General features: G+C 58.6%; 19 protein-coding genes. 14 read left to right on the top strand and 5 right to left on the bottom strand.

Features of this window, described 5'->3' with window-relative positions; translation table 11 throughout:
• Positions 1-15: 15 nt before the first annotated feature.
• Entirely contained in the window at positions 16-945 is a 930-nt protein-coding gene (locus tag PLJ71_03350; GenBank protein ID HQM47694.1) for a diguanylate cyclase, read from the bottom strand.
• Between the two features lie 375 nt (positions 946-1,320).
• Between PLJ71_03350 and PLJ71_03345 the strand changes: the two genes are divergently transcribed.
• Complete coding sequence (locus PLJ71_03345; protein ID HQM47693.1) at positions 1,321-1,743, top strand: biopolymer transporter ExbD; 423 nt, start codon at positions 1,321-1,323, stop codon at positions 1,741-1,743.
• A 43-nt stretch (positions 1,744-1,786) separates the two neighbouring features.
• On the opposite strand, the gene PLJ71_03340 is transcribed toward PLJ71_03345, so the two are convergent.
• The gene (locus PLJ71_03340; protein HQM47692.1) at positions 1,787-2,584 is read right to left on the bottom strand and encodes a tetratricopeptide repeat protein; all 798 of its coding nucleotides are present in this window, start codon (positions 2,582-2,584) and stop codon (positions 1,787-1,789) included.
• A gap of 577 nt (positions 2,585-3,161) precedes the next feature.
• Here PLJ71_03340 and PLJ71_03335 point away from each other — a divergent pair.
• Entirely contained in the window at positions 3,162-4,052 is an 891-nt protein-coding gene (locus PLJ71_03335; GenBank protein HQM47691.1) for a phosphoribosylaminoimidazolesuccinocarboxamide synthase, read from the top strand.
• A 1-nt stretch (position 4,053) separates the two neighbouring features.
• The gene (gene purF / locus PLJ71_03330; protein HQM47690.1) at positions 4,054-5,580 is read left to right on the top strand and encodes an amidophosphoribosyltransferase; all 1,527 of its coding nucleotides are present in this window, start codon (positions 4,054-4,056) and stop codon (positions 5,578-5,580) included.
• Positions 5,581-5,613: 33 nt separating this feature from the next.
• Here the strand turns inward: purF and dxs are convergent, their stop codons facing one another.
• Both dxs and PLJ71_03320 read right to left on the bottom strand, forming a co-directional pair.
• Positions 5,614-7,533, bottom strand: a complete 1,920-nt coding sequence (gene dxs / locus PLJ71_03325) for a 1-deoxy-D-xylulose-5-phosphate synthase (GenBank protein HQM47689.1) — start codon at positions 7,531-7,533, stop codon at positions 5,614-5,616.
• 122 nt (positions 7,534-7,655) lie between these two features.
• Positions 7,656-9,203: a long-chain fatty acid--CoA ligase gene (locus tag PLJ71_03320; GenBank protein HQM47688.1), complete on the bottom strand. Its 1,548-nt coding sequence runs from the start codon at positions 9,201-9,203 to the stop codon at positions 7,656-7,658.
• Between the two features lie 358 nt (positions 9,204-9,561).
• Here PLJ71_03320 and mgtE point away from each other — a divergent pair, with 358 nt between their 5' ends.
• The 11 genes from mgtE (at position 9,562) to PLJ71_03265 (ending at position 20,969) form a co-directional block, all read left to right on the top strand.
• The gene (gene mgtE, locus PLJ71_03315; protein HQM47687.1) at positions 9,562-10,917 is read left to right on the top strand and encodes a magnesium transporter; all 1,356 of its coding nucleotides are present in this window, start codon (positions 9,562-9,564) and stop codon (positions 10,915-10,917) included.
• Positions 10,918-11,041: 124 nt separating this feature from the next.
• Positions 11,042-12,058 (top strand): anthranilate phosphoribosyltransferase, encoded by a 1,017-nt coding sequence (gene trpD / locus PLJ71_03310; protein HQM47686.1) that lies wholly within the window; start codon positions 11,042-11,044, stop codon positions 12,056-12,058.
• Positions 12,048-12,830 (top strand): indole-3-glycerol phosphate synthase TrpC, encoded by a 783-nt coding sequence (trpC, locus tag PLJ71_03305; GenBank protein ID HQM47685.1) that lies wholly within the window; start codon positions 12,048-12,050, stop codon positions 12,828-12,830. Before trpD ends, trpC begins: the two co-directional genes overlap by 11 nt.
• Complete coding sequence (locus PLJ71_03300; GenBank protein HQM47684.1) at positions 12,817-13,449, top strand: phosphoribosylanthranilate isomerase; 633 nt, start codon at positions 12,817-12,819, stop codon at positions 13,447-13,449. Before trpC ends, PLJ71_03300 begins: the two co-directional genes overlap by 14 nt.
• Positions 13,394-14,635: a tryptophan synthase subunit beta gene (gene trpB, locus PLJ71_03295; protein HQM47683.1), complete on the top strand. Its 1,242-nt coding sequence runs from the start codon at positions 13,394-13,396 to the stop codon at positions 14,633-14,635. The genes PLJ71_03300 and trpB overlap by 56 nt, the downstream gene beginning before the upstream one ends.
• The gene (gene trpA / locus PLJ71_03290; GenBank protein ID HQM47682.1) at positions 14,632-15,432 is read left to right on the top strand and encodes a tryptophan synthase subunit alpha; all 801 of its coding nucleotides are present in this window, start codon (positions 14,632-14,634) and stop codon (positions 15,430-15,432) included. Before trpB ends, trpA begins: the two co-directional genes overlap by 4 nt.
• A gap of 17 nt (positions 15,433-15,449) precedes the next feature.
• On the top strand, positions 15,450-16,781 hold the full coding sequence (locus PLJ71_03285) for a TldD/PmbA family protein (protein ID HQM47681.1): 1,332 nt from the start codon (positions 15,450-15,452) through the stop codon (positions 16,779-16,781).
• Positions 16,782-17,684 carry a prepilin peptidase gene (locus PLJ71_03280; GenBank protein ID HQM47680.1) on the top strand — a complete coding sequence of 301 codons (903 nt, stop codon included), beginning with the start codon at positions 16,782-16,784 and terminating at the stop codon, positions 17,682-17,684. It abuts the gene before it with no gap.
• 27 nt (positions 17,685-17,711) lie between these two features.
• On the top strand, positions 17,712-18,887 hold the full coding sequence (gene aroC / locus PLJ71_03275) for a chorismate synthase (protein HQM47679.1): 1,176 nt from the start codon (positions 17,712-17,714) through the stop codon (positions 18,885-18,887).
• Positions 18,884-19,837, top strand: a complete 954-nt coding sequence (locus PLJ71_03270) for an MBL fold metallo-hydrolase (protein ID HQM47678.1) — start codon at positions 18,884-18,886, stop codon at positions 19,835-19,837. Before aroC ends, PLJ71_03270 begins: the two co-directional genes overlap by 4 nt.
• A 37-nt stretch (positions 19,838-19,874) precedes the next feature.
• Positions 19,875-20,969: a class I mannose-6-phosphate isomerase gene (locus tag PLJ71_03265; GenBank protein HQM47677.1), complete on the top strand. Its 1,095-nt coding sequence runs from the start codon at positions 19,875-19,877 to the stop codon at positions 20,967-20,969.
• A gap of 33 nt (positions 20,970-21,002) precedes the next feature.
• On the opposite strand, the gene pap is transcribed toward PLJ71_03265, so the two are convergent.
• The gene (pap, locus tag PLJ71_03260) at positions 21,003-22,484 is read right to left on the bottom strand and encodes a polyphosphate:AMP phosphotransferase (GenBank protein ID HQM47676.1); all 1,482 of its coding nucleotides are present in this window, start codon (positions 22,482-22,484) and stop codon (positions 21,003-21,005) included.
• Between the last annotated feature and the right edge of the window lie 278 nt (positions 22,485-22,762).

Here is a 22,762-nt window from a genome sequence, read left to right as displayed (position 1 = left end):
TCGAGTCTTGGGCGATTAGCCGCCTTCCGAAAGGGTGCGGGCCCTCACACGTTTGCCGTTCGAACCCTGGGCCGCGAGCAAGCTTTGCATCGCCTCCGCCAATACCGCTTCTGCGCCCCGAGCACTGCCATTCTTGCACGCGACAATCCCCGCGCTCAACCGGGTTTTCGAAGGAAAACAGGGGTCGGCGAACGTCGTGTTCTCGACCTCGTCGAGGATCTTGTGCGCATACCGAATGGCCTGATCCAGGTCAGCGTGAGGCAGCACGGCCGCGAACATCGAACCGTCGTACCGCGACACAATATCGAATGTGCGGCTGTGATTCCGCATGGCCATGGCCAGTTCCACCAGAAGGTCGTCCAGGGAGACCGAACCAAGTTCATCGTCGAGCGCTTCCACTTCGTCCACGTCAAAAACCACACAGGAAACAGGGAAATTGTACCGATGGGCTTTTTCGACCTCTTCCTGAAGGCGCTCCAGGAGATACCGGCGATTGCGCAATCCCGTAAGTTCATCGGTGTATGAGGTGTCGCCCAGAGCATCGTCACAGTTGTCAAGACACCTCGTGCCGAATTTCTTACGAATGGCGGCCTCCATCCGAATCATGACCATAGGCAGGTTGTAAGGTTTGGTCACGTAGTCTTCCACGCCAAGGGCGTCTTCGATGGAGAACCGCTGCTGGGCAGTCTTGTCCAATGCCGTCAATATGACCAACCCGGCCGTCTTCTGGTCGGCCTTAAGCTGCCGCGCTAAAGCAATCCCGTCCGTATCGGGCATGTTCGCATCCAGCACCAGGACTTGGACATCCCCTTTGCGGCACTCTCGGCAAACCTCTGCGCCGGTGGTGACAACCCGCACATCGTATTCATTCTGCTTCAGGCCGTCCGCCAGCAGTCTGGCGCTACCCTCATCGCTATCGGCAACACAAACACAACAGGTATGCACTTCCACTTCCTCAGGTTTGAACCCGTCAGGCTCCCTTCCCTCTCACATATCAAAGTGTACCCGAATCCCTGCAAACCACGCAAATGACAGGGACAAAAAGAATGGGGCGAAGACCTTGCCCGAAAACAGCTTAAGAACCCGCCACCTTACCGAAAAACCGGTCTTAAAGGATATGTCCCTTTTCGATTCCCGAAAAACGCCATCAGAAACAAGGTATTTGCGGCATAAGGTTCTTGGCTGGCTGCGCTCCGTTTGCGCCATGCGCTTGGCAGAGGTTTTTCAGGCGCCTCAATGAGAGGAAACGACTTGTATTCGCTTGAAAACATTCCTAGAATTGGCAATCGTCCAGATTGCTTGAACAGATGAAGGAGTGGCATGAGTTCAGCGTTTCGCAACCGTCCCAGAAGGCGGCCCACTATCAACATTACGTCGCTTATCGACATGATGTTCATTCTTCTTATCTTCTTCATGGTCTCCTCGACCTTTCGCGAGCAGCTTGGCATCGACGTGACGCTTCCTCATGCGGAGAGTGCCACCCAACAGAAAATGGACTCCCACGAGATTACGGTAACGGCCACGGGCGATTTCTTCTTTGGACAGCAGCGCGTAGATGAAAGCGGCCTGCAGAAATCCATCGTTGCGTTGTTAACCGAGGACCCGGAAGCAGTCTTCGTCTTGCGCGCCGACGAGAACGCCGACTTCGGGCGCGTTGTGCGCGCCATAGACATCGCGCGCCATGCCGGCGGCGCCAAACTTATCATCCCCACGCGTTACGAAGACCCCCGAAAAGAACAATGAACAGCTGTCGACGTCGAGCCCAGGCGCCCACCGGACGGGCGGGTCAATCGTCGGGAAGATAGGACGGACCGTCCGGCAGGAGATTGGGGCGTTCTTCAGGCAGGAGGGCGCCAGGCTCTTCTTCCGCCGGCGAAACGCTCGGGGCGCCGAGACGGCCCAAACGCTTCTTGACCGTTTCCACGTATTCCGATTCAGGGAAGCGCTCGATGTAGCCGTTGAAGGCTTCTATGGCATCCTCAGACCGGTTGAGACGCCGAAGGTAAATTTCAGCGATGCGATTGACCACCCGCAGGGATTCCTCCGCATCGGAAATGCAATTCAGCCCCCGTCTCAACCAGAGTACTGCCTCTTCGGGCCGGTCCAGTTTCATCAGATTGTCGCCGGCACGCAATGAAGCCTTGGCCTCTTTCGGAAACATACGGGCAACAGCCATGTATTCTCTAGCCGCCGCCTCATAATTGCCCTTCTGTTCGAAGCCTTCCGCCGCGCCGTATCTTGGCGTGTGACTCAGCGGAGCGCCTGACGGCATCACCGCGTCAACCAGCATATGCGAACCTAGAGAGATCAGCATGGGCCCATAAAGGGCAAGCACGGAAGCCAGAAGACCGACCACCGCGAGTATGAGTATCAACGGGGAGTTGCGAAGCCAGAGATTGAGGAAAGAGAATTCGATGATCAGAAACAGGATCAGTCCAAGAAAGGTGAGTGCCTCACCGGCCACGCTGAGTTCCTCCTGACGCTGAAATCGCACCTTCAGAAGGTAGACGCCCCAACACAGGTAGGGGATCAGCAGTAGCCCGCAGATTATCCACCCCAGACCAAGTTGCTGAAAAAGCGACATACTCGTTATCTCCGCGCGCGGTCTTGACAGACAGGCGCGCTACAAGCTCCCCCGGCACGAGTTTCCTTGCGGGAAAACCATTACCCCCGTATACCCCGCAAGACCCCCGTGCGAATGTAACACAATAAATGCCCTATTGTCTAACAATTTCAGGCTCACACCCATTTTGTCAACTAATTACCTCGCAACAACCGTTGAAACGTCGCAAATCAGCAACGCCCGGGGGCGCGTGCCCAAGATGGGTATCCAGGTCTTCAGGAAAGATAGCCCTCCCTATCAAGGCCGCATTCCCCGTATTGCATTCTCGAATTCTTCTATCCTCTTCGTGAATCTCTTGAGCTTTTCCGTTGACAAGCACTTTCCTGACACGTATCATTCGGTGGACACAGGATGCGAATTGGCAGGTCTGAAGAAAAGGGAATTGAGTGCGGGCACGGACAATTCAGCCCTTCCTTTTCCAAGACAACGTATGCAACTCCACGGCATGGCCTGCGCCGGTGCTCTGCCCAAGCATACATGGTGGTCATCCCGTCGAGTTCTTTCAAGTATACCATAGGTAACAAAGGGGAGAATCGTGATGGCGGAGGCGCTTTGTGAAACCCATTTACCGGGGAAGGAACCGGTTTCTCGCGGCAAAGTAAGAGATATCTATAATTTGGGCGACACGTTGCTCATTGTGGCAACGGATCGCATTTCAGCATTTGACTGGGTCAATCCCGTTGGCATTCCCGACAAGGGGAAGATCTTGACCCAGATGTCCCTGTACTGGTTTGACATGACGCGGGAATTGTGCCGCAACCATCTTGTTTCCAGCGACTTGCGTGATTTTCCGGATGAGTTCCAGAAATCACCGGAGCAGTTTGAAGGACGCTCGATGCTCGTGCACAAATGCCAGATGTTCCCCGTTGAATTTGTGATTCGCGGCTATCTGGCAGGAAGTGGATGGAAAGAATATCGCGACCACGGAACGGTTTGCGGCATGCCCCTGCCCAAGGGCTTGCAGGAATCCAGCAGATTGGAGCATCCGATCTTTACCCCGGCGACGAAGGCCAGCGACGGACACGACATCAATATCCATCCGGAGGAAGCGGGGGAGATCATTGGCCGGAAATGGGCGGAAGACGCCGCTGCGAAAGGCATCGCGATTTACCTTCACGCCCGCGAGATAGCCGAATCGAAGGGCATCATTCTTTGCGACACCAAGTTCGAATTTGGCCTCTATGAGGACGAGTTGATGCTCGCCGACGAGGCATTGACGCCAGACTCTTCCAGGTACTGGCCTGCGGATCAGTACGAGCCGGGGCGCGGACAGCCCAGTTACGACAAGCAGTTCGTGCGTGACTGGCTCGAGGCCACGGGCTGGGACAAAGACTCGCCCCCCCCCGCTTTGCCCGATGACGTTGTCGCGAAAACGCGTGAGAAATATGTGGAAGCGTACAGAAAACTAACCGGCAGGGACGACTTCTAAGATGACCCAAGGTACTTGTGATGACGAACCTCAAGAGTCTGCCGACACAGACCATTCCCACCGTTTGACGGAATCGCCAGGCCACGAGTGCGGCATCTTTGGCGTGTTCGGGAACCCCGAAGCAACAACACTGACTTACTTGGGGCTATACGCTTTGCAGCACCGCGGCCAGGAAGGCGCGGGCATCGTGAGTTGCGATGGCGAGACCCTGCGCGCCCATCGCGGGGTAGGCCTCGTGTCAGACGTGTTCAAGCCCCACCGCTTAGCCAATCTGACCGGAGATATCGCAATTGGCCACGTGCGCTATTCGACCTTCGGCACCAGCGAATTGAAGAACGTACAGCCTCTTCTGGCGGATTACTCGCGCGGGTCCATGGCCGTCTGCCACAACGGAAATCTTGTGAACGCGGCACGCCTCCGCGAACAACTTGAAGACCAGGGAGCCATCTTCCATTCCAGCTCAGACACGGGCGTCGTCATTCACCTGATTGCCCGGTCGCAGAAAGAGCGTTTCGCGGACGGTGTCATTGAAGCCTTGAAACAAGTGTCCGGCGCGTACTCGATTCTGGCTACCAATGGAGAGATGCTCGTGGTCGCCCGCGACCCGTTCGGGTTCCGCCCCCTGTGGCTCGGCCGCCTGGGAGACGCACACGTGGTGGCCAGTGAAACCTGCGCCCTGGACATTATTGATGCCGAATGGGTGCGCGAGATAGAGCCCGGCGAGGTGCTGGTCATGACGCGCAAAGGCATCGAGTCCATAAAACCCTTTGCACCAGAGAGAACCCGCGCGTGCATCTTTGAATTCGTCTATGTCGCGCGTCCCGACAGCACGATATTCGGCAGAAGCGTCGATGAGGTGCGCAAACAGTTGGGACGCAATCTGGCCAGAATCCGTCCTGTCGAGGCCGATCTCGTCATGGCCGTTCCGGACTCGTCGAACCAGGCGGCCCTGGGCTATTCACACGAGTCCAGGATTCCTTTCGACATGGGGTTCATCCGGAATCACTATGTCGGGCGCACGTTCATCGAGCCCGACCAGCGCATTCGCGACTTCGGCGTGAAAATCAAGCTGAACCCGGCCCGAAGCGCCATTCAGGGGAAACGCATCGTCCTGGTAGACGACTCGATAGTGCGCGGAACCACCGCCCGCAAGATCATCACGCTGCTCTGGAAATGCGGCGTGAAGGAAGTACATTTCCGAATCAGTTGCCCGCCTATCATCAGTTCCTGCTACTATGGGATCGACACCCCCAAGCAGGAAAGACTTATCGCGGCCAACATGCCGGTGGAGCAGATACGCGAATTCATCGGGGTGACGACCCTGGCATTCAACACCATCCCGAGCATGGTCGAAGCAACAGAGATTCCCCAAGAGATGTTTTGCCTCGCCTGCTTCAATAGTGACTATCCGACACCGACTCCCAAAGATTTCGAGTCTACGCGCAAGGTGCCGCGTCATGTCGACCGCAGCGCGGAAATGGGCGCTCTGGAACTTGGCCATTGGGGACCGGTTCTGCCTTCCGCCTGAACCAAGGCAGGCCTGGCATTTTTCTGATGCGCCCTATCTGACAGGCTCGGGCGCGTGTTGCCCGAGAAAGGCACAGGCGGTCCGGCAAATCGATTCCGCGCTCAGCCCGGTCTCTTCGAGCTGTTCATCCCGTGTGGCGTGCTCTATGAACCGGTCAGGAAACCCGAGCCGGTGAATCCGGACGTCGCTGGCAGGTCTGCGCTCTTCAAAGAACTCCATGACCGCGGAGCCGAACCCGCCTTCGATGGTGTTCTCTTCGACCGTGATGATGGGTAAGTCCGCCAACTTCGTGAGGAGATCGGCGTCGAGGGGTTTGACCCATCGCGCATCTGCTACGCCTACGGACAGCCCCGCGGCGGCAAGCTTTTCGGCTGCTCCCAGGCACGCGCCAACAATCGGGCCGACGGCGAGGATGGTAGCATCCTTGCCGTCCCGCAGAATCTCCCCCTTCGAAATATCCCGTTCGCCCGGCGCACCGATGGCGGGCGCCTGCCCGCGGGCAAATCGTAAGACGACGGGCCGTTGCTGCTGGAGCGCCCACCGCAGCATGGCCGCCAGGTCGAGGTCGTCACGGGGCACAAGAAGTGCGATGTCCGGAACGCACCGCAAGAAGGAAATATCGAAAGCCCCCTGCTGGGTCGGGCTATCCTCCCCGACGGCTCCCGCACGATCCAGGGCAAACACCACGGGAAGCTTTTGCAGACATACATCGTGGACAAACTGGTCGAAACACCGCTGGAAAAACGTCGAATAAATCGCACAGACCGGCTTTTGGCCCTCCGCGGCAAGGCCCGCCGCGAACGTGACCGCATGCTGCTCGCAAATGCCTACGTCAAAGACGCGGTCCGGAAAGACCTTTTGAAATTCACTCAGCCCCGTCCCCGTAGGCATAGCCGCCGTAATGCCTACGATACGACTGTCTTTGTGGGCTTCCTCGATCAAGGTTTCCGCAAACGCTTCGGTGAATGAACGGACCCGCACCTTCCTGGCGTCACCAGCGGAAGGCCGGAACTGCCCGGTCTCGAGATCAAAAGCCCGAACCCCATGGTATTTCAGGGGGTCTTCTTCAGCAAACGGGTAGCCCTTGCCTTTTTGAGTAACACAGTGGAACAGGACGGGGCCGCGAAAGTCCTTGATGTTCGAAAGGAGCCCTACCAGGGTGTCAAGATCATGACCGTCGGCAGGCCCTATGTACCTGAACCCGAGTTCTTGAAAAAGCGAGCCGGGAGTAATCAAACCCTTCACGGAATGCTCGAGTTTGTGCGCGGCTTTCGTGAATTGCGGACCGAGCATCCGTTTGACGAACGAGCCTATGTCTTCGCGCGCGCGATTATAAACCCCCGCGGTGATAAGCCGGCTCAAGTACGAGGACAAGCCGCCGACGTTCGGCGCAATCGACATCCTGTTATCGTTGAGAATCACCAGCAGGTCTGTAGCGACGTGGCCTGCGTGAGCCAATCCCTCGAATGCCATGCCGCCCGTCATGGCGCCATCGCCGATTACTGCAATGACTTTGAATTTCTGGTTCTGTCGATCGCGCGCGACTGCCATTCCCAGGGCCGCCGAAATGGATGTCGAGCTGTGGCCCACCCCAAACGCATCGTACGGGCTCTCATCCCTGCGCGGATAACCGCTCAGCCCGCCCTTCCTGCGTATGGTATGGAATCGCTCGCGGCGGCCTGTAACAAGTTTATGCGTATAGGTTTGATGACCGACGTCCCAGATGAGGCGGTCCTGAGCCGTGTCAAAAACATAATGGATGGCCAGCGTTAGCTCCACGACACCCAGATGCGGGGCAAGGTGGCCCCCGTGCTCCGAAGCATTCGCCAGGATTACCTCGCGTATTTCCTGAGCCAGCCTCTTCAGCTCATCAATTGTCAGCGCTTTCAGGTCCGTAGGAGCATTGATGCGTTCCAGGATATGCTCCTCAGGAGGCGTCTCCATGTCGCTCATTCTGAAATCCCGCAGATTAATTGGTTTGGACACTTCATTCAAGTATAGCAAACAGAAGGCTTGGGGCGCACCTCCGAAATCGTGCGAAATTGCGCGAACAGAGGCCAGCGCAGTCGCAGTAATCAAGCCGAAGGTTGGGAGGAAGCGAGGCCGCGGAGCTCTCGCTTGAGTATCTTGCCCGTAGGGCCTTTGGGCAGACTCGCCACGAGTTCAATGGACTTCGGGCACTTGAACCGGGCCATGCGCTCGAAGCAGTATTCTTTGAGTTCGTCTTCTGAGACCGCGGCATTGGGCTTTACGGCCACGAATGCCTTGACCTCCTCACCCCGCGCCTCGTCCGGAATGCCCACAACAGCCGCTTCGAGAACGGCAGGATGCCCGTATAGCGTCTCTTCCACTTCACGCGGATAAATGTTCATGCCGCTGCGGATAATCAAGTCCTTTATCCGGTCAACGATGAAAAAGTAGCCGTCCTCGTCCATGCGCGCCAAGTCCCCGGTATGAAACCAGCCGTCCGCGAAAACCTCCTCGGTAGCAAGCCCTTTCTTGTAATATCCCTTCATCACGTTATGTCCGCGCATAACGATTTCTCCCACCTCTCCCACACCGGCGAATGTGCCGTCTCCGCGCATGATGCGCATCTCGCAACCCCAAACCGGCAAACCAATGGAGCCCGGTTTGCTCGGCCGTTCGATAATGTTGAAAGAAGCTACCGGACTCGTCTCCGAAAGGCCGTAACCCTCGAGTATGCGAACGCCGAATTCCTTCTCAAAGCGCTTCAAGAGTTCGACCGGCAACGCCGAACCGCCGGATACGGCCATGCGCACAGATGAAAGGTCGTATTCTCCGTTGTCCTTTTCATGCAAGAGCCAGAAATACATGGTGGGCACCATGGCCAATATGCTCACCCGATCGCGCTGAACCACGTCGAGAACCCGCTCTGCTTCAAAGCGCGGGACCATGGTCATCGTTCCGCCAGCCATGAGTATTGCGTTCTGCACGCAGGTCTGCCCGAAAGAGTGGTACAAGGGAAGAACGGCGAGCGAAACGTCCTCAGCCTTTGCGTGCAGAATGTATTCTCGCGTGTAGAAGGCGTTGAAGAACATATTGAAATGCGTCAGTTCAGCCCCCTTGGGGTGGCCCGTTGTGCCAGACGTGTAGAGGATCACCGCAGTGTCGTCGGGCATCGTCTCCACCATATCGAACTCCGGCGAGGCGTCGCGGAGAAGTCTGTTGAACGATTCGCCTTGCTCGGGCTTCTCGAAATCGTCGGGATAGCTGATGACCAGCAGATGCTGGCATGTTGACGCCTCTTTCATCGCCTTGACGGATTCGTCCAGAAAGCCCACCCACGTGAAGAACACTTTGGCCTCGGAATCCTCCAAGTGATAGCAGATTTCGTGGCTTTTCAGGTGACAGTTGATCGGAACAACGACGCCCCCTGCCAAAAGAATGCCAAAATAGACTGCGGGAAAATGCGGCGTATTGGAGATCATCATGGCGACCTTGTCGCCAGGCCGCACCCCATGGTCCTGCACGATATTCGCAATGCGCTTCGCGTATGCGGCAATCTCCTGGTACGTGAAGCGGTAATCGTCGAGGATCACCGCGATCTTGTCTGGTTTTTCCCGGGCGGTCAACAGCAAAAAGTGCCCCAAATTCAGACTCATGCTCTCTCCTTTTGGGCGGTGTGGGGGCTCTGTCCGGCCGATCGGGATGCCCCAAGCCTTGTGCAAGAAGTTGCTTTGTACCGTCAATGTGCCAAAGAGCCCATAAGGTAATCCGTTTCACTTTCCTATCGCAAGCAAAAAAAGCCGGGGGCCACCGGAAGGCCCTCTGAGATGACATGCGTACGGAGTCCCCCTTTTGCGCAGATCGGCAGATTATGCTACTATCGCGCATTAAACAGATTCCCCGGATGCGAAAGACCGCCTCCCGCGAAGCTCAGGGCTTTCGCGTGTCATTTTCGGCCTGCCTGTTTGGGATGCTGGGGCCCGGGTCCATGAACATGCTCAAAGGATATCGGCTATGCCTGACGAGATTATGAAAGAGCCCTGGGAAGAGATCGAGGACATCGTCGCCGCACAGGACGCAGAATACCTCGACGATTATCTCCAGAAACTGAACCCGGCCGAGGTTGCCCGCGCGATCTCCCGCCTGGATGAGGAAACCCAGGCAGGGGTGCTGACACTCCTCGAACCGGAAGACGCCGCGGACCTCATCGAAGAACTGCCGGAAATACAGGGCGCCGACATTATCGAGGACCTGCCGGTCGAAAAGGCCGCGCTTATCGTCGACGAGATGGAGAGCGACGTACGAGCCGACCTCCTGCAGGAGCTCCACGAGGACGATGCAGAGGCCATTCTGGCGCAGATGGACCCTCAAGAGGCCGCGAACGCACGAAGATTGCTGGCCTACGAGGCAGACACAGCCGGCGGCATCATGATCACCGAGTTCCTGGCGTACGACATGAACACCACGATCGCCGAAGTTCTGGAAGACCTGCATAAGCATGTTGAGGCCTATTCAGACCTCAACATTCAGTATATTTATGTGGTCAATGAGAAATATTCACTCGTGGGCGTGATCCCCCTCCGAAACCTTATTCTGTCCAAGCCTGACAAAGACCTCGTGAACGTAATGATTACGAATCCTCTATACGTGCTTGTCGATACGTCACTCGACGAACTCGAACAGATATTCGACCGCTACCCGTTCATCGGCATCCCTGTCACCGACAAAGAAGGGCGTCTGGTTGGGGTCGCGCAGCAGTCGGACGTCGAAGAAGCCCTTGGCGAAATCGCCGCGGATGCCCTGAACAGCTTCAGCGGTATCATCGGGGGCGACGAACTCCGGTCTATGCCCGTATTGCCGCGTGCAGTCCGGCGCATGTCCGTGCTTAGTTTCAATCTGGTGCTCAGCGCGATTGCTGCGAGCGTTATCCTGCATTTCGAGACGACCATAGGCCAAATGACGACGTTGGCGTTCTTCATCCCTATCATCGGCAACATGAGCGGCTGTTCGGGGAATCAAGCCGTGGGAGTCAGCATTCGCGAACTGGCATTGGGCATCACAAGACCCGAGGACTGGAAACGGGTCCTGCTTAAGGAGGTCCAGGTGGGGCTCATCAACGGCGTATTGCTGGGCATATTCTTGTCCGCAGTAGCCCTCTTGCTCCACAAAGGGCCGATCATCGGTCTTGTAGCTGGCGGTGCGCTGGCGTTCAACAGCGTGTTCGCACTCTGCATTGGCGGGGTAGTCCCGTTGATGCTGCGGACGTTGGGCATAGACCCTGCACTGGCTGCGCCCCCCATCTTGACCAGTCTGACCGATATGTGCGGTTTCCTGATTTTTCTCAGTCTGGCAACGTGGCTTCTCATATAGGTTTATGAGAGATTTCCGGAATGGCAACCCTTGACTTTGTTTTTGGCCGGTTGCTAGAGTTGCCCCGCTTGGCGGGAGGTCGAAGTTTGCACACAATTAACCAGAGAATCTACAGGTTCCGGTGATGCTGGATGAAGTCATCTCCTTAATCAGCCAACGCAAAGACCTTACGAGAGAACAGGCCGCGCAGACCATGCGCGTGCTTATGTCGGGTGAGGCAAGCCCGGTCAAGATTTCCGCCTTGCTCATGGGGTTCCGCGTCAAGGGCGAGACCATTGAAGAAATCACGGGATTCGCGGAGGTCATGCGCGACATGGCGGTCCCGGTTCTCCCCAAACGCCAGCCTCTGATAGACATCGTCGGCACCGGCGGGGATCATTCCGGCAGCTTCAATATCTCCACCACTTCAGCGTTTGTGGCGGCGGGAGCGGGAATCGCCGTCGCGAAACACGGCAACCGCAGCGCAACCAGCAGGTGTGGCAGCGCCGATGTTCTTGAGGCTCTCGGAGTCAACCTTGATGCCCCCCCTGAACGGGTCGCGCGGTGTATCGATGAGGTGGGTATCGGGTTCCTGTTCGCCCGCTCGCTGCACACGGCCATGAAGCATGTCGCGCCCATACGTTCGGAACTGCGTGCTACCCGTACCGTTTTCAACGTCCTGGGGCCGTTGACCAATCCAGCCCGGGCCACGGGGCTGTCTGTAGGCGTTTTTGACGCGGCGTTGGTCGAACCTTTGGCGCATGTATTGACAAATCTCGGGGCACATCACGCGTTTGTCTCAGCGGGCAACGACGGCCTCGATGAGATATCTTTATCCGGCCCGACACGTATCGCAGAAGCCTCACAGGGCCAAGTGAATTTGTATGAAATAACACCTGAGGACATGGGATTCGCATCGGTCCCGCGGAGCGCCCTTGCGGGCGGAAGCCCTGTCGAGAATGCGGCGCTTCTCCGGTCCGTGTTGGAGGGAACGCCCGGCCCGCGCCGGGACGTCGTCTTGTTAAATGCCGCCGCCGGGATACGGGCAGGAAACGATTCACTCGATTGGCCAGCTGCCTTGAAGGTTGCCCGCGAATCCATCGACTCCGGAGCAGCCCTTCGAACGCTGGACGCGTTAATAAAGGCTTCCAATGATTCTTGACGAGATCTGTGCGCATAAACGAACCGAGGTTGAAACCAGCAAAAAATCGGTCCCGCTGAGTGCCCTTAAACAGCGCATCGCCGAAATCTCCCCGGCCCGGGACTTCCGTGCGGCCCTGAGGACTCCAGGCATCAGCCTCATCGCTGAAGTGAAGAAGGCGTCTCCCAGCAAAGGCGTACTGCGCGCGAATCTCGATCCTGTGGACATGGGCGGACTCTACGAACGGTCAGGGGCCAGCGCAATCTCCATTTTGACCGACACGAAGTACTTTCAGGGAAGTCTCAGGGATTTGACGGCGGTTCGGCGGCATGTCAAAGTGCCGTGCCTGCGCAAAGAGTTCATCGTTGACGAGTACCAGATCTATGAGGCCCGGGCCGCCGAAGCTGATGCGGTCCTGCTGATTGCCCGCGTACTCTCCGACGAACAACTGGGGGACTATCTGGCTTTGACCGCGGACCTGAGGATGGACGCCCTGGTGGAAACCCATGATGCCCAGGAAATCGAGCGCGCCATGAAATCCGGTGCGCATATCCTCGGCATCAACAATAGAGATCTCGCTACCTTCGAGGTCTCCCTGAACAGAACCTTGGAACTGAAGCGCTACGTGCCGGGCGGCCATGTACTGGTTAGCGAAAGCGGAATTCACACCCGGGAACATGTACAACTCTTGGAAGACGGAGGAATCGACGCTATTCTGGTGGGCGAGTGTCTGATAACCAGTGACAACGTCGCGCAAAAAATTCGGGAACTTCTGGGCCGTGACCAAAGTTAAGATTTGCGGCATCACGAATCTCGACGACGCCATCGCGGCGTGCGAGGCCGGAGCGGACGCGCTCGGCTTCGTTTTTGCAGAGGAAGCGCGCAAACGCAACCGCTACATCGACCCGAAGCAGGCGGCGGCGATCATTGCCCAGCTGCCTCCGTTTGTGACAGGGGTGGCGGTCTGCGTGAACGCGCCAATAAGCCAACTGCGGGAGTACTTGTCCTTCGCTCACATGGTTCAGTTGTGCGGAGAAGAAGCTCCCGAGGACTACCGGGCCATAGCGGACCGTGCATTGAAAGTCTTTCACGTGGGCCCCGGCTTCAAGAGCGAAGGGATGATTGCCCATCCGGTCCGGGCGTACGTGCTGGATGCTGATGCTCACGGAGCCCATGGCGGCACTGGCGCAACGTGTGATTGGGAGGCAGCCGCCCGGGCGGCCGCGACCCTGGAGAAGCCAGTTATTCTGGCTGGAGGATTGACGCCTGAAAACGTAGGGGAAGCCGTAAGAATCGTGCGGCCATACGCCGTGGACACGTCGGGGGGAGTGGAAGCATCACCGGGAAAGAAGGACCATGAGCGAATCCGTCAATTCATCCGCAACGCGAAATCAGCCCTATCCGTATCCTGATGCCAAAGGGCGCTTCGGGGCCTATGGCGGGAAGTATGTCCCCGAGACCCTCATGTATGCTCTCGACGAACTTGAGGACGCGTTCCGCAAATCCGCCAACGACCCCGAATTTCAGGCCACGTTGAACGTGTACCGCCGCGATTACATCGGGCGGCCAACGCCTCTGTATTTTGCCCAGCGCCTGACGCAGCACCTCGGCGGGGCAAAAGTGTATTTCAAGCGCGAGGACCTCGCTCACACCGGCGCGCACAAGATCAACAACGCCCTGGGCCAGGTGCTCCTCGCAAAACGCATGGGCAAGACCCGCATCATCGCGGAAACCGGCGCAGGCCAGCACGGCGTCGCGACGGCTACGGCCGCGGCACAACTCGGCCTCGAATGCGAGATCTACATGGGTACGGAAGACATCGAGCGCCAGAAACTCAACGTCTTTCGCATGCGCCTCCTCGGCGCGAAGGTTAATCCAGTTTCATCGGGCTCGAAAACTCTCAAGGACGCCATCAACGAAGCCCTCCGCGACTGGGTCACCAACGTCCGCAACACGCATTACGTGCTGGGAACCGTCCATGGCCCGCACCCGTTTCCGCTCATCTGCCGGGAATTCCAGAAGATCATCGGTGAGGAGACGCGGCGCCAGATTCTTGAACAGGAGGGCCGGCTTCCGGATGTCCTTCTTGCATGCGTGGGAGGCGGCAGCAACGCCCTCGGATTGTTCTTTGAGTTCATACGGGAGAAAGACATACGCATGATTGGCGTCGAGGCCGCTGGCCTCGGGATCGAGACCGGCAAACACGCCGCCCGGTTTGCCGGCGGCAGGCTTGGCACTCTCCAGGGAGCGATGAGCTATGTGCTTCAGGACGACAACGGGCAAATCCTCGGCACCCACAGTGTGTCGGCGGGCCTTGACTACGCGAGCGTGGGCCCCGAGCACGCCTTCCTGCGGAGCGAAGGACGCGTCGAATACGTGAGCGCCAGCGATGACGAAGCCTTGGCGGCTTTCAAGTTCACCAGTGAACTCGAAGGCATTATCCCTGCCCTCGAGAGCGCGCACGCGGTGGCCTACGCACAGAAGCTGGTCCCCAAGCTCGCTGACGACCAGATCGTGATCATCAACATGTCTGGCAGGGGAGATAAGGATGTCCAGCAGGCGGCAAAATTCCTGCTGCCAGGAGAGAAATTCCAGTGAACCGTATCGAAGCACGTTTTCAGGAATTGCGGGCGGCCGGCCAGAAGGCCTTCATCCCGTACATCGCGGCGGGCGACCCTACGCTCGAACGGACCGCGGAAATCGTCGTGGCCCTCGAAGAGGCCGGCGCTGACCTCATCGAACTGGGCATCCCTTTCTCGGATCCGCTGGCCGACGGCGTGGTCAACCAGGAAGCGGCCATGCGTGCGCTGCGGCATGGCACCTCGCTGCGAGACGTGATCGGCATGGTGAAGAAACTGCGCGAACGCACCCAGATCCCAGCCGTATTGTTCACCTACTTCAATCCTGTCCATTCCTATGGAATTGAGCGCTTTGGACCGGATTGCCGCGATGCGGGCGTGGATGGCGTGCTCTGCGTCGATTTGCCCCCTGAGGAAGCAGGCGAGTACAAGGCTTCTCTCGATTCCCAGGACATTGCCACCATCTTCCTCCTGGCGCCAACCAGCACCGATACGCGCATCAAGACGGTGTCAAGGCAGTGCACGGGGTTCGTCTACTACGTTTCCCGCACCGGCGTCACCGGCGAACGCGCCCAGGTGGAACAGGACGCTCGGGAGATGGTCTCCCGGATCAAGCGACACACGGACAAGCCGGTGGCGGTCGGTTTTGGCATTTCGAAACCGGAACACGCCGCCGAGATTGCGCGCTACGCCGACGGCGTCATTGTCGGCAGCGCCATTGTGCGCATGATCGGCGAACTGGGGGACTCACCGGAAACCGCCGCACGCGTGGGGGCGTTTGCGGAATCTCTTGCCAAGGCAGTAAAACATACGTAACGAATTCGAGGACGCCCGTGAACGAGAACCAACTGGCCCATGCCCTTGAATACGCCCGTGGCTGCGGCGCTCTTGAGGCCGAGGCGGTCATGGCAACGAGCCGGAGCCTCGAGCTCGAGGTATCGAGGGGCGAGCTCGAAACCCTTGCCTCGTCTACGTCATGCGGTCTTGGTATCCGCCTCTTTACCGCCGATAAGCGTATGGGTTTCGCCTATACCACATCGCCTGGGGAGACGCTCGAGACAACCATCCGCAATGCCTGGGAAAACGCCGCCGCCAACGATCCCGAACCGTACGCGGGCATCTGTCAGGAAGCGGGCGCATTCGATGAAGACTGGTCGCAACAAGACCCCTGCGCTGTTTCCATCCGCGCCAAGATAGCGTTCACCAAAGACCTGGAAAAGGCTACTCTCAGCGCCGACAAACGCATTGAACAAGTCGAACAGGCCAGTTACAGCGATACGTTGGTCGATTTCAGCCTGCTGAACTCGGCAGGCGTCCGGCGCCGCTATCGTAACGCCTATTTCAGCTGCTCCGTCGTGGCGGTGGCCGCGCAATCGGGCGCCGACTCCGAGCGGGGGTGGGAATTTGATTTTGCGAGCGCCTTCGAGGGTCTCAGGATGCAATGGGTGGCGGAAACCTGCGCACGAGACGCCGCACGCAGGCTCGGGGGCAAGCCATGCGCAACCGGCCGGATGCCAGTCGTGCTTGATTACGCAGTGGCCACACAGTTCTTGCAGGTCCTGAGTTCGGCGTTTCGCGCAGACAATGTCCTGAAGGGAAAGTCGTTCTTTGTGGGACAAACGGGCGAGATGGTGGGCTCGGAACTCCTCTCCGTTGTTGACCAGAACGATCATCCGGACGGGATCAACCGCGCTCCTTTTGATGGCGAAGGGACACCCGCCCAGCGGACCGTATTGCTCGACAATGGCCGGCTTGCCGGCTATCTCCACAACCTCCAGTCCGCGAACGAGATGGGCGAGCACACCACAGCGAATGCGTCGCGCGGCTACAGTAGCCCCCCCGTGGTAGGACCAACGAACCTGTTTATTGTCCCTGGCCCAGAAGCACAAGAGGATTTGTTTTCCATGGCCTGCAACGGTCTCTTCGTAACGGAAGCCATGGGCGTGCACACCGCGGACCCCATCTCGGGCGATTTCAGCTTCGGCGCGTCGGGGATGTTGATTGCGGGCGGCGAACTCACCCGGCCCGTACGTGGGGTGACCATAGCGGGCAATATACGGCCGCTCTTGAAAGCGGTGGCCGCCGTGGGCAATGATCTGCGGTTCATGGGGTCGTGTGGCGCCCCATCGCTGTTAATCTCTGAACTTGTAGTAAGTGGGGAATAAATGGACGGTAACTTGCAGGCCCTGAACGCTCTTCTGGCTGTATTCTCGTTTGTTTTGGGAAGCATGATCGGGAGTTTCCTGAACGTGTGCGTATACCGGCTGCCCCGAGGGCTGTCGATCGTTAAGCCGCGCTCGAAATGCCCGAAATGCGACAATCCTATCGCTTGGTACGACAACATCCCTATCGTGAGCTGGCTGGTGCTTGGCGCCAAGTGCCGCCACTGCAGCCAGCCAATCAGTTGGCAATATCCGCTGGTAGAGGCCGTCACGGGCGTGCTTTTCCTGCTCGTGTTCTGGCGTTTTGGCATCGCGATAGCCACCCCGATCTACATGCTGCTCTCGGCCGCCCTGGTACTGGCCACGTTCGTCGACTTCACCGACGGGACCATTCCCGATGAGGTCAGCCTTCCGGGAATTCCCATCGGTATTGCCTGTTCCGTGTTGTTCATGCTGTATCCCAGAAGCGGATTGTCGGTTATGGGACCGTTCGAGTTGCCCGTAGTCAATTCCCTTGTCGGCGCCCTGGTTGGCGGGGTAATCCTCTTCGCGCTCGACAAGGGCGCATTGCTGCTTCTAAAGAAGCCCGGCATGGGTTTCGGCGACGTGAAACTGATCGCCATGCTCGGCGCCTTCTTCGGCTTGTACGGCGCTGTCCTGATCATCATCATCGCGTCATTCATTGGCAGTTTCGTCGGAATCGTCTTGATCCTTGCGGGCAAACTGCAGAAAGTGCCCGCGCCAGGGGATGAGAAAACCGAGAAGGGCAAGACTGACAAGCCCGTGCTCGGCCATTACCTTCCCTTCGGGCCCTATCTGGCCCTCGCCGGCGTGGTCGTGATGCTGGCGGGCTCCGCCATTATCGACTTCTATTTCAACACACTAATCGCGCAGCCTACGCTGTAGCGCGAACTGAGGCGAAGGGACGACATCGTGCTTCGGTACTATTCGGCAGGCGAATCCCACGGGCGAGGCATTTTCTGTCTTCTGGACGGTTTCCCTGCCGGCCTTCATATCAGAGCCGACGATATCAATTTCTGGTTGGCGGAAAGACAGAAAGGATACGGACGCGGCGGACGCCAGCGCATCGAAAAAGACGAGGTCGACGTGCTTGCCGGAATTCGAGGCGGCGTCACCTTGGGTAGCCCGGTTCTTCTGGCAGTATGGAATCGCGACTTCAAGAACTGGGAAAGCGCCATGGACCCCTGGAATCCGCCGTCCGGGGAACGCGCCAAGAAAGTCGTATGCCCAAGACCCAGCCACGCTGACCTCGCAGGCGCTCTCAAGTATGAGCACGACGACTGCCGGAACGTACTCGAGCGCGCCAGCGCACGGGAGACGGCGGCCCGGGTCGCGGCGGGCGCGGTCTGCCGAAAACTTCTTGCCGAGTTCGGTATTGACATGGTTGGGCACGTTGTTCAAATCGGCGAAGCGGCCGCCAACACGGATGGCATTCCCTCCGGCGAACTGCGCGAACGGTCGATGGCGTCTGACGTGCGCTGCGCCGAGCCCGAGGCCGCTGCGCGCATGCGCGACGCCATCAAGCAAGCCAAGCGGGATAAGGATTCGCTCGGAGGCGTCGTTGAGGTTCGCGCATGGGGGCTTCCGGTCGGACTGGGAAGCCACACGCAGGCGGAGCGCAAGCTGGATGGCGCGATTGCCCAGGCCCTCATGAGCATCCAGGCCGTCAAGGGCGTGGAAGTGGGCATCGGCTTCCGCGGCGCACACTTGCGCGGCAGCCGGTACCATGACGAGATTGTCCGGTCGAATACCCCCAAAGGCGGCAGCTACTACGTGCGCACATCGAACAATCTGGGCGGAACGGAAGGGGGGATGACGTCGGGCGAAGAGTTGCTTGTCCGCATTGTCAAGAAACCCATCTCGACACTCATGCGCCCCCTGCGCAGCGTGAATATCGAGACAAAGCTGGCAGACAAGGCACTGGTCGAGCGAAGCGATACCTGCGCCGTGCCTGCGTTGGCGCTGATTGCGGAACATGCCATCGCGATCGTCCTCGCGCAGTTCTTCATCCAGCAGTTCGGCGGCGATTCGGTCGCTCAAATGAAGCGCAGCTACGATGCCTACATGGCCGCCCTGAGCCAACGATGAGCCGTGCCCGAATTGTCCCCATATCCATTCCCACCCCCCTGCCTGTGGGATCGGTGAACGTGTTCCTCCTGGCATCGGACCCCGTTACGCTCGTCGACGCCGGCCTGAACACCGGCGAAGCGTTCGAGGTTCTCAAGGCCGCATTCAAGAACGAGGGGCTCGCGTTGAGCGACCTCGAGCAGGTCCTGTTGACCCACACGCATATCGACCACGTAGGGCTCCTGGGCCGGTTGCGTGACTATGCGGACTTCACGGTCTACGCCCATCCCTGGGCCGCGCACCGCAGTCTGAATTCCGAAGACCAACACGAGAAAGCCCGCCGCTTCGGCTTGCAGATCATGCGTGAACTGGGCGCACCAGACGACGTGGCCCACAAAGCAGCCGGCGAACAACACAGTTTCCGAGAATTCGCCACAGACGCCACTGTTGACAAGGGCCTTGAAGACGGCGAAGTGATTGGGCCGCACACTGCCTGCCACGTGCCCGGGCATTCCGCGCTTGATATGCTCTTCGTCGACAATGCACACCGGATTGCGTTTACTGGAGATCACCTCCTTCCCCGGATAACTCCCAATCCCTTGCTGCGCCGTCCAAGAGCCGGCCAACCCCGCGTCAAGAGCCTCGTGCAGTACCGGGAATCCTTGCGCAAGACCCATGCCCTGGACCTCGACGTGTGCTACCCCGGGCATGGCGAACCCATTCGGAATCATCGCGCGGTCATCGAAAGCCTCCTGGAACGCCAACACAAACGGAACCAGCGCGTTCTCGAGATTCTCGGCGGCCGGCGCTTATCCGTGTACGAGGTTGCGCGCCAGCTATTCCCTCGCATGGATGCCAAGTTCACCTTCCTGGGTCTATCCTCCGCCGCCGGCCATCTTGAGATCCTGGAAGAAGAGGGTAGGGTTGTTTCCGAATATGAAGATGGTATCTTATGCTTTCGCGCAGTCTGATGACTGACTTTCACAGGTAAGGGAGGCGCAAGGATCAATGGGCCGCGAAGAATGGGATGTCCTGCATTTCGAGGAGCGCTATTACGAACGCGTTTGGGGCGGCCACAAGCTCAGGACCCTCTACAAGAAGCCCGTGCCGGAAAACATCCGGATCGGAGAAGCCTGGCTGCTTTCCGATCATCCGGGCCACGAAACCAGCATCTCCCAGGGCCCTCTGAAGGGCAAGACGGTGCAGGACCTTCTGCGCATAGACCGTCTGGCGCTGCTTGGGACACAAGCACGGCTTACCCCGGGCGGCCGTTTTCCACTCCTGCTTAAAATGCTGGACTCCGCGGAGGACCTGTCGCTGCAAGTGCATCCCGACGATGATTGCGCCCAGCGGCTGCGGGAACCGGAAACCGGCAAGACGGAAATGTGGCACGTCCTTCACGCGGAACCCGGAAGCGAATTGATCTGCGGCCTGCACCCGGGCACAAACAGGCACGCCTTCACGGAGGCAGTCCGCAACGGCTCGCCCGAAAGACTCCTCAGAAGATTCCCCGTGTGCGAGGGGACAACGGCTTTTGTGTCCGCCGGAACCGTTCACGCTATCGGCGGAGGCATCGTACTGGCCGAAATCCAGCAGAACAGCCATCTGACTTACCGCATCTATGATTGGGGAAGGCTCGGAACCAACGGGAAACCCCGCGAACTGCATCTCGAAAAAGCTCTCGCGGCCATTTCCTTCGGTTCGTCGTACGGCGGCGAAGCAGCCCCGCTTGCCTGCCCCGGCCAGGATAGCGCACAGCGAACGATCCTGGCGGCCTGCCGTTACTTCGCGTCCGACCTGGTCACCTGCCGGGGCCGCTACCAAAGAGATACGCGCGGTGATTCCTTTCACATCCTCTTGGCTAAGTCTGGCCTTCTCGCCGTCGGCGTGAAACGGGAAACACATGTCCTGAAGGCCGCTGAGGCTGTTCTGGTGCCAGGACAATACGAGGCGTTTTCCGTCGAGGGCCACGGTGAATTCCTCGACTACTATGTCCCCGACCTTCGCGCCGACGTCATCGATCCCCTGCTTTCCGCCGGGCACAGCCGCGATGCCATCACCTTGCTCGGAGGAGACAGAGAGCACAGCGACCTGCGAATCTGAGCACCGTGGAACCGAGAGACTGAATTTCCTGGCCTATTTCTTACCTTTCAACCGGTCTGAAATGCGGGCGGCGACCGTCTCGAGTGCCTGCATCCGCGCATAACGCTTGTCGTTGCCCGCGATGATGGTCCACGGCGCCTGGAGCGTTGATGTCTGCTCGATCATGTCGGAGACAGCGATCCAATAGTCATCCCAGCGTTTCCGGTTGCGCCAGTCCTCGTCGGTAATCTTCCAGCGCTTGTGCGGAGTATTCTGACGGGCCTCGAATCGTGCCAATTGTTCTTCTTTTGATATGTGAATCCAGAACTTGACCACGACCGTGCCGTATTCGGCCAGTTGCTCCTCGAACTCGTTGATTTCCCTGTAGGCCCTGCTCCATTCGTCGCGGGTTGCAAAACCTTCGACCCGTTCCACCAGAACCCGTCCGTACCAGCTCCTGTCGAAAACCGTAAAGTGTCCTGCTTTGGGAAGGGCCCGCCAGAAACGCCAGAGGTAGTGATGGGTCTTTTCGTCGCCCGTTGGCGCGCCGACAGGCACCACCTCGTAGCCCCGTGGATCCAGCTCCCCCAAGAGCCGCCGGATGTTGCCGCCCTTCCCGGCAGCGTCCCATCCCTCATACACCATAACCACGGGCACGCGTTCACGGTAACAGAGGTGTTGAAGCCGGCGGAGTTCCTCTTGGAGAGTATCCACCCGCTCACCGTACTTCTTGTCGTCCAGGACCGCCGTCATATCGACCCTGTCAAGAGGGCTCGTACGCCTCCGCCGCATCGGGACCTTTTTCTTCGCAGCTACGTGCGGCTTCTTCAGCGCGAGCGCGCGGTCAAACGCTGCCGCCAGTGTTTCGGCCACGGTCACACACGCGAACCGATCATCCGTCGAAGGCACGAGAGTCCACGGCGCATAGGGGGTGGAGGTTTCACGAAGCATATCTTCAACCGCCTCCGCGTACCGGTTGTACAGCTTGTGACGCCGTTGCTCCGCTTTGCCGACTTTCCACGCGAAGGCGGGGTCCTTCCGCAATCTGCGAAAACGTTTGGCCTGCTCCTTCTTGTCAATGTGCAGGAAGAATTTGACGATGACCGCGTCGTCGTCGGTCAATTGACGCTCAAACACTCGGATGCGTTCGTTGGCCTCTTGAAGCGCCTGAGCGGAAACGCCGTCTTCCACCCGCTCATTCAAGACCTGTCGGTACCAACTGTGGTTGTAGATGGCTATCTGGCCGTCAGCGGGGGTGATGTTCCAGTACCGGCCCATGGGAGGCCAGCAACGCGCAAGCTCTGTCGGGGCGCCAACGTTGTGGACCTTGAAACCCCGAGGGTCGAATGCCTGCAGAATACGCCCGAGCACCAAGCCCTTGCCGGCAGCGTCCCACCCTTCAAACACCACGAGGACAGGGACCCCGGCGCCCCACAAATCGCGCTGCAATTGGGCCAGGCGCAGGTCAAGCCGTTCCATCGCCGTCTTGTAATCGGACTTGGGGAGTTGGGCCCTTAAGTCAACTGTTTCGAGCATCTTATCCAAACCTCCCGCACGCCAGTCTAGCCGCAACAAATCGTTTAGGCAACAGGAATCCGCGTGTACCCCAAACGGGTATGCCCTCAACACTTGAGCAACATATGACTCCCCGAAAGGGCATACAGCCGTTTCCCTTGACACGTCCGCATGCCTTGACCATAATCGGCCCATGGATTCCGGCCGGTAGGGCATACGTCACGTCCCCGACTGATTGCCCAAGGCGGTATTGCATGATGCCGGGGCGCGGCCGTGGTTCCATAGGTAATTCCAAGTGC

This window comes from Candidatus Hydrogenedentota bacterium (assembly GCA_035416745.1).
Taxonomy (GTDB): domain Bacteria; phylum Hydrogenedentota; class Hydrogenedentia; order Hydrogenedentales; family SLHB01; genus UBA2224.
The sequence above is the reverse complement of the archived record's forward strand: the minus strand, read 5'-3'. Positions and strand labels throughout refer to the sequence as shown.

What these genes read in the sequence shown, in the direction of transcription:
- PLJ71_03280 (HQM47680.1), top strand. Translation starts at nt 16,782, where the DNA reads ATGGACGGTAACTTGCAGGCCCTGAACGCTCTTCTGGCTGTATTCTCG.
- mgtE (HQM47687.1), top strand. Translation starts at nt 9,562, where the DNA reads ATGCCTGACGAGATTATGAAAGAGCCCTGGGAAGAGATCGAGGACATC.
- PLJ71_03340 (HQM47692.1), bottom strand. Translation starts at nt 2,584, where the DNA reads ATGTCGCTTTTTCAGCAACTTGGTCTGGGGTGGATAATCTGCGGGCTA.
- PLJ71_03335 (HQM47691.1), top strand. Translation starts at nt 3,162, where the DNA reads ATGGCGGAGGCGCTTTGTGAAACCCATTTACCGGGGAAGGAACCGGTT.
- purF (HQM47690.1), top strand. Translation starts at nt 4,054, where the DNA reads ATGACCCAAGGTACTTGTGATGACGAACCTCAAGAGTCTGCCGACACA.
- trpC (HQM47685.1), top strand. Translation starts at nt 12,048, where the DNA reads ATGATTCTTGACGAGATCTGTGCGCATAAACGAACCGAGGTTGAAACC.
- PLJ71_03270 (HQM47678.1), top strand. Translation starts at nt 18,884, where the DNA reads ATGAGCCGTGCCCGAATTGTCCCCATATCCATTCCCACCCCCCTGCCT.
- trpD (HQM47686.1), top strand. Translation starts at nt 11,042, where the DNA reads ATGCTGGATGAAGTCATCTCCTTAATCAGCCAACGCAAAGACCTTACG.
- PLJ71_03265 (HQM47677.1), top strand. Translation starts at nt 19,875, where the DNA reads ATGGGCCGCGAAGAATGGGATGTCCTGCATTTCGAGGAGCGCTATTAC.
- PLJ71_03320 (HQM47688.1), bottom strand. Translation starts at nt 9,203, where the DNA reads ATGAGTCTGAATTTGGGGCACTTTTTGCTGTTGACCGCCCGGGAAAAA.
- pap (HQM47676.1), bottom strand. Translation starts at nt 22,484, where the DNA reads ATGCTCGAAACAGTTGACTTAAGGGCCCAACTCCCCAAGTCCGATTAC.
- dxs (HQM47689.1), bottom strand. Translation starts at nt 7,533, where the DNA reads ATGAGCGACATGGAGACGCCTCCTGAGGAGCATATCCTGGAACGCATC.
- PLJ71_03345 (HQM47693.1), top strand. Translation starts at nt 1,321, where the DNA reads ATGAGTTCAGCGTTTCGCAACCGTCCCAGAAGGCGGCCCACTATCAAC.
- trpB (HQM47683.1), top strand. Translation starts at nt 13,394, where the DNA reads ATGAGCGAATCCGTCAATTCATCCGCAACGCGAAATCAGCCCTATCCG.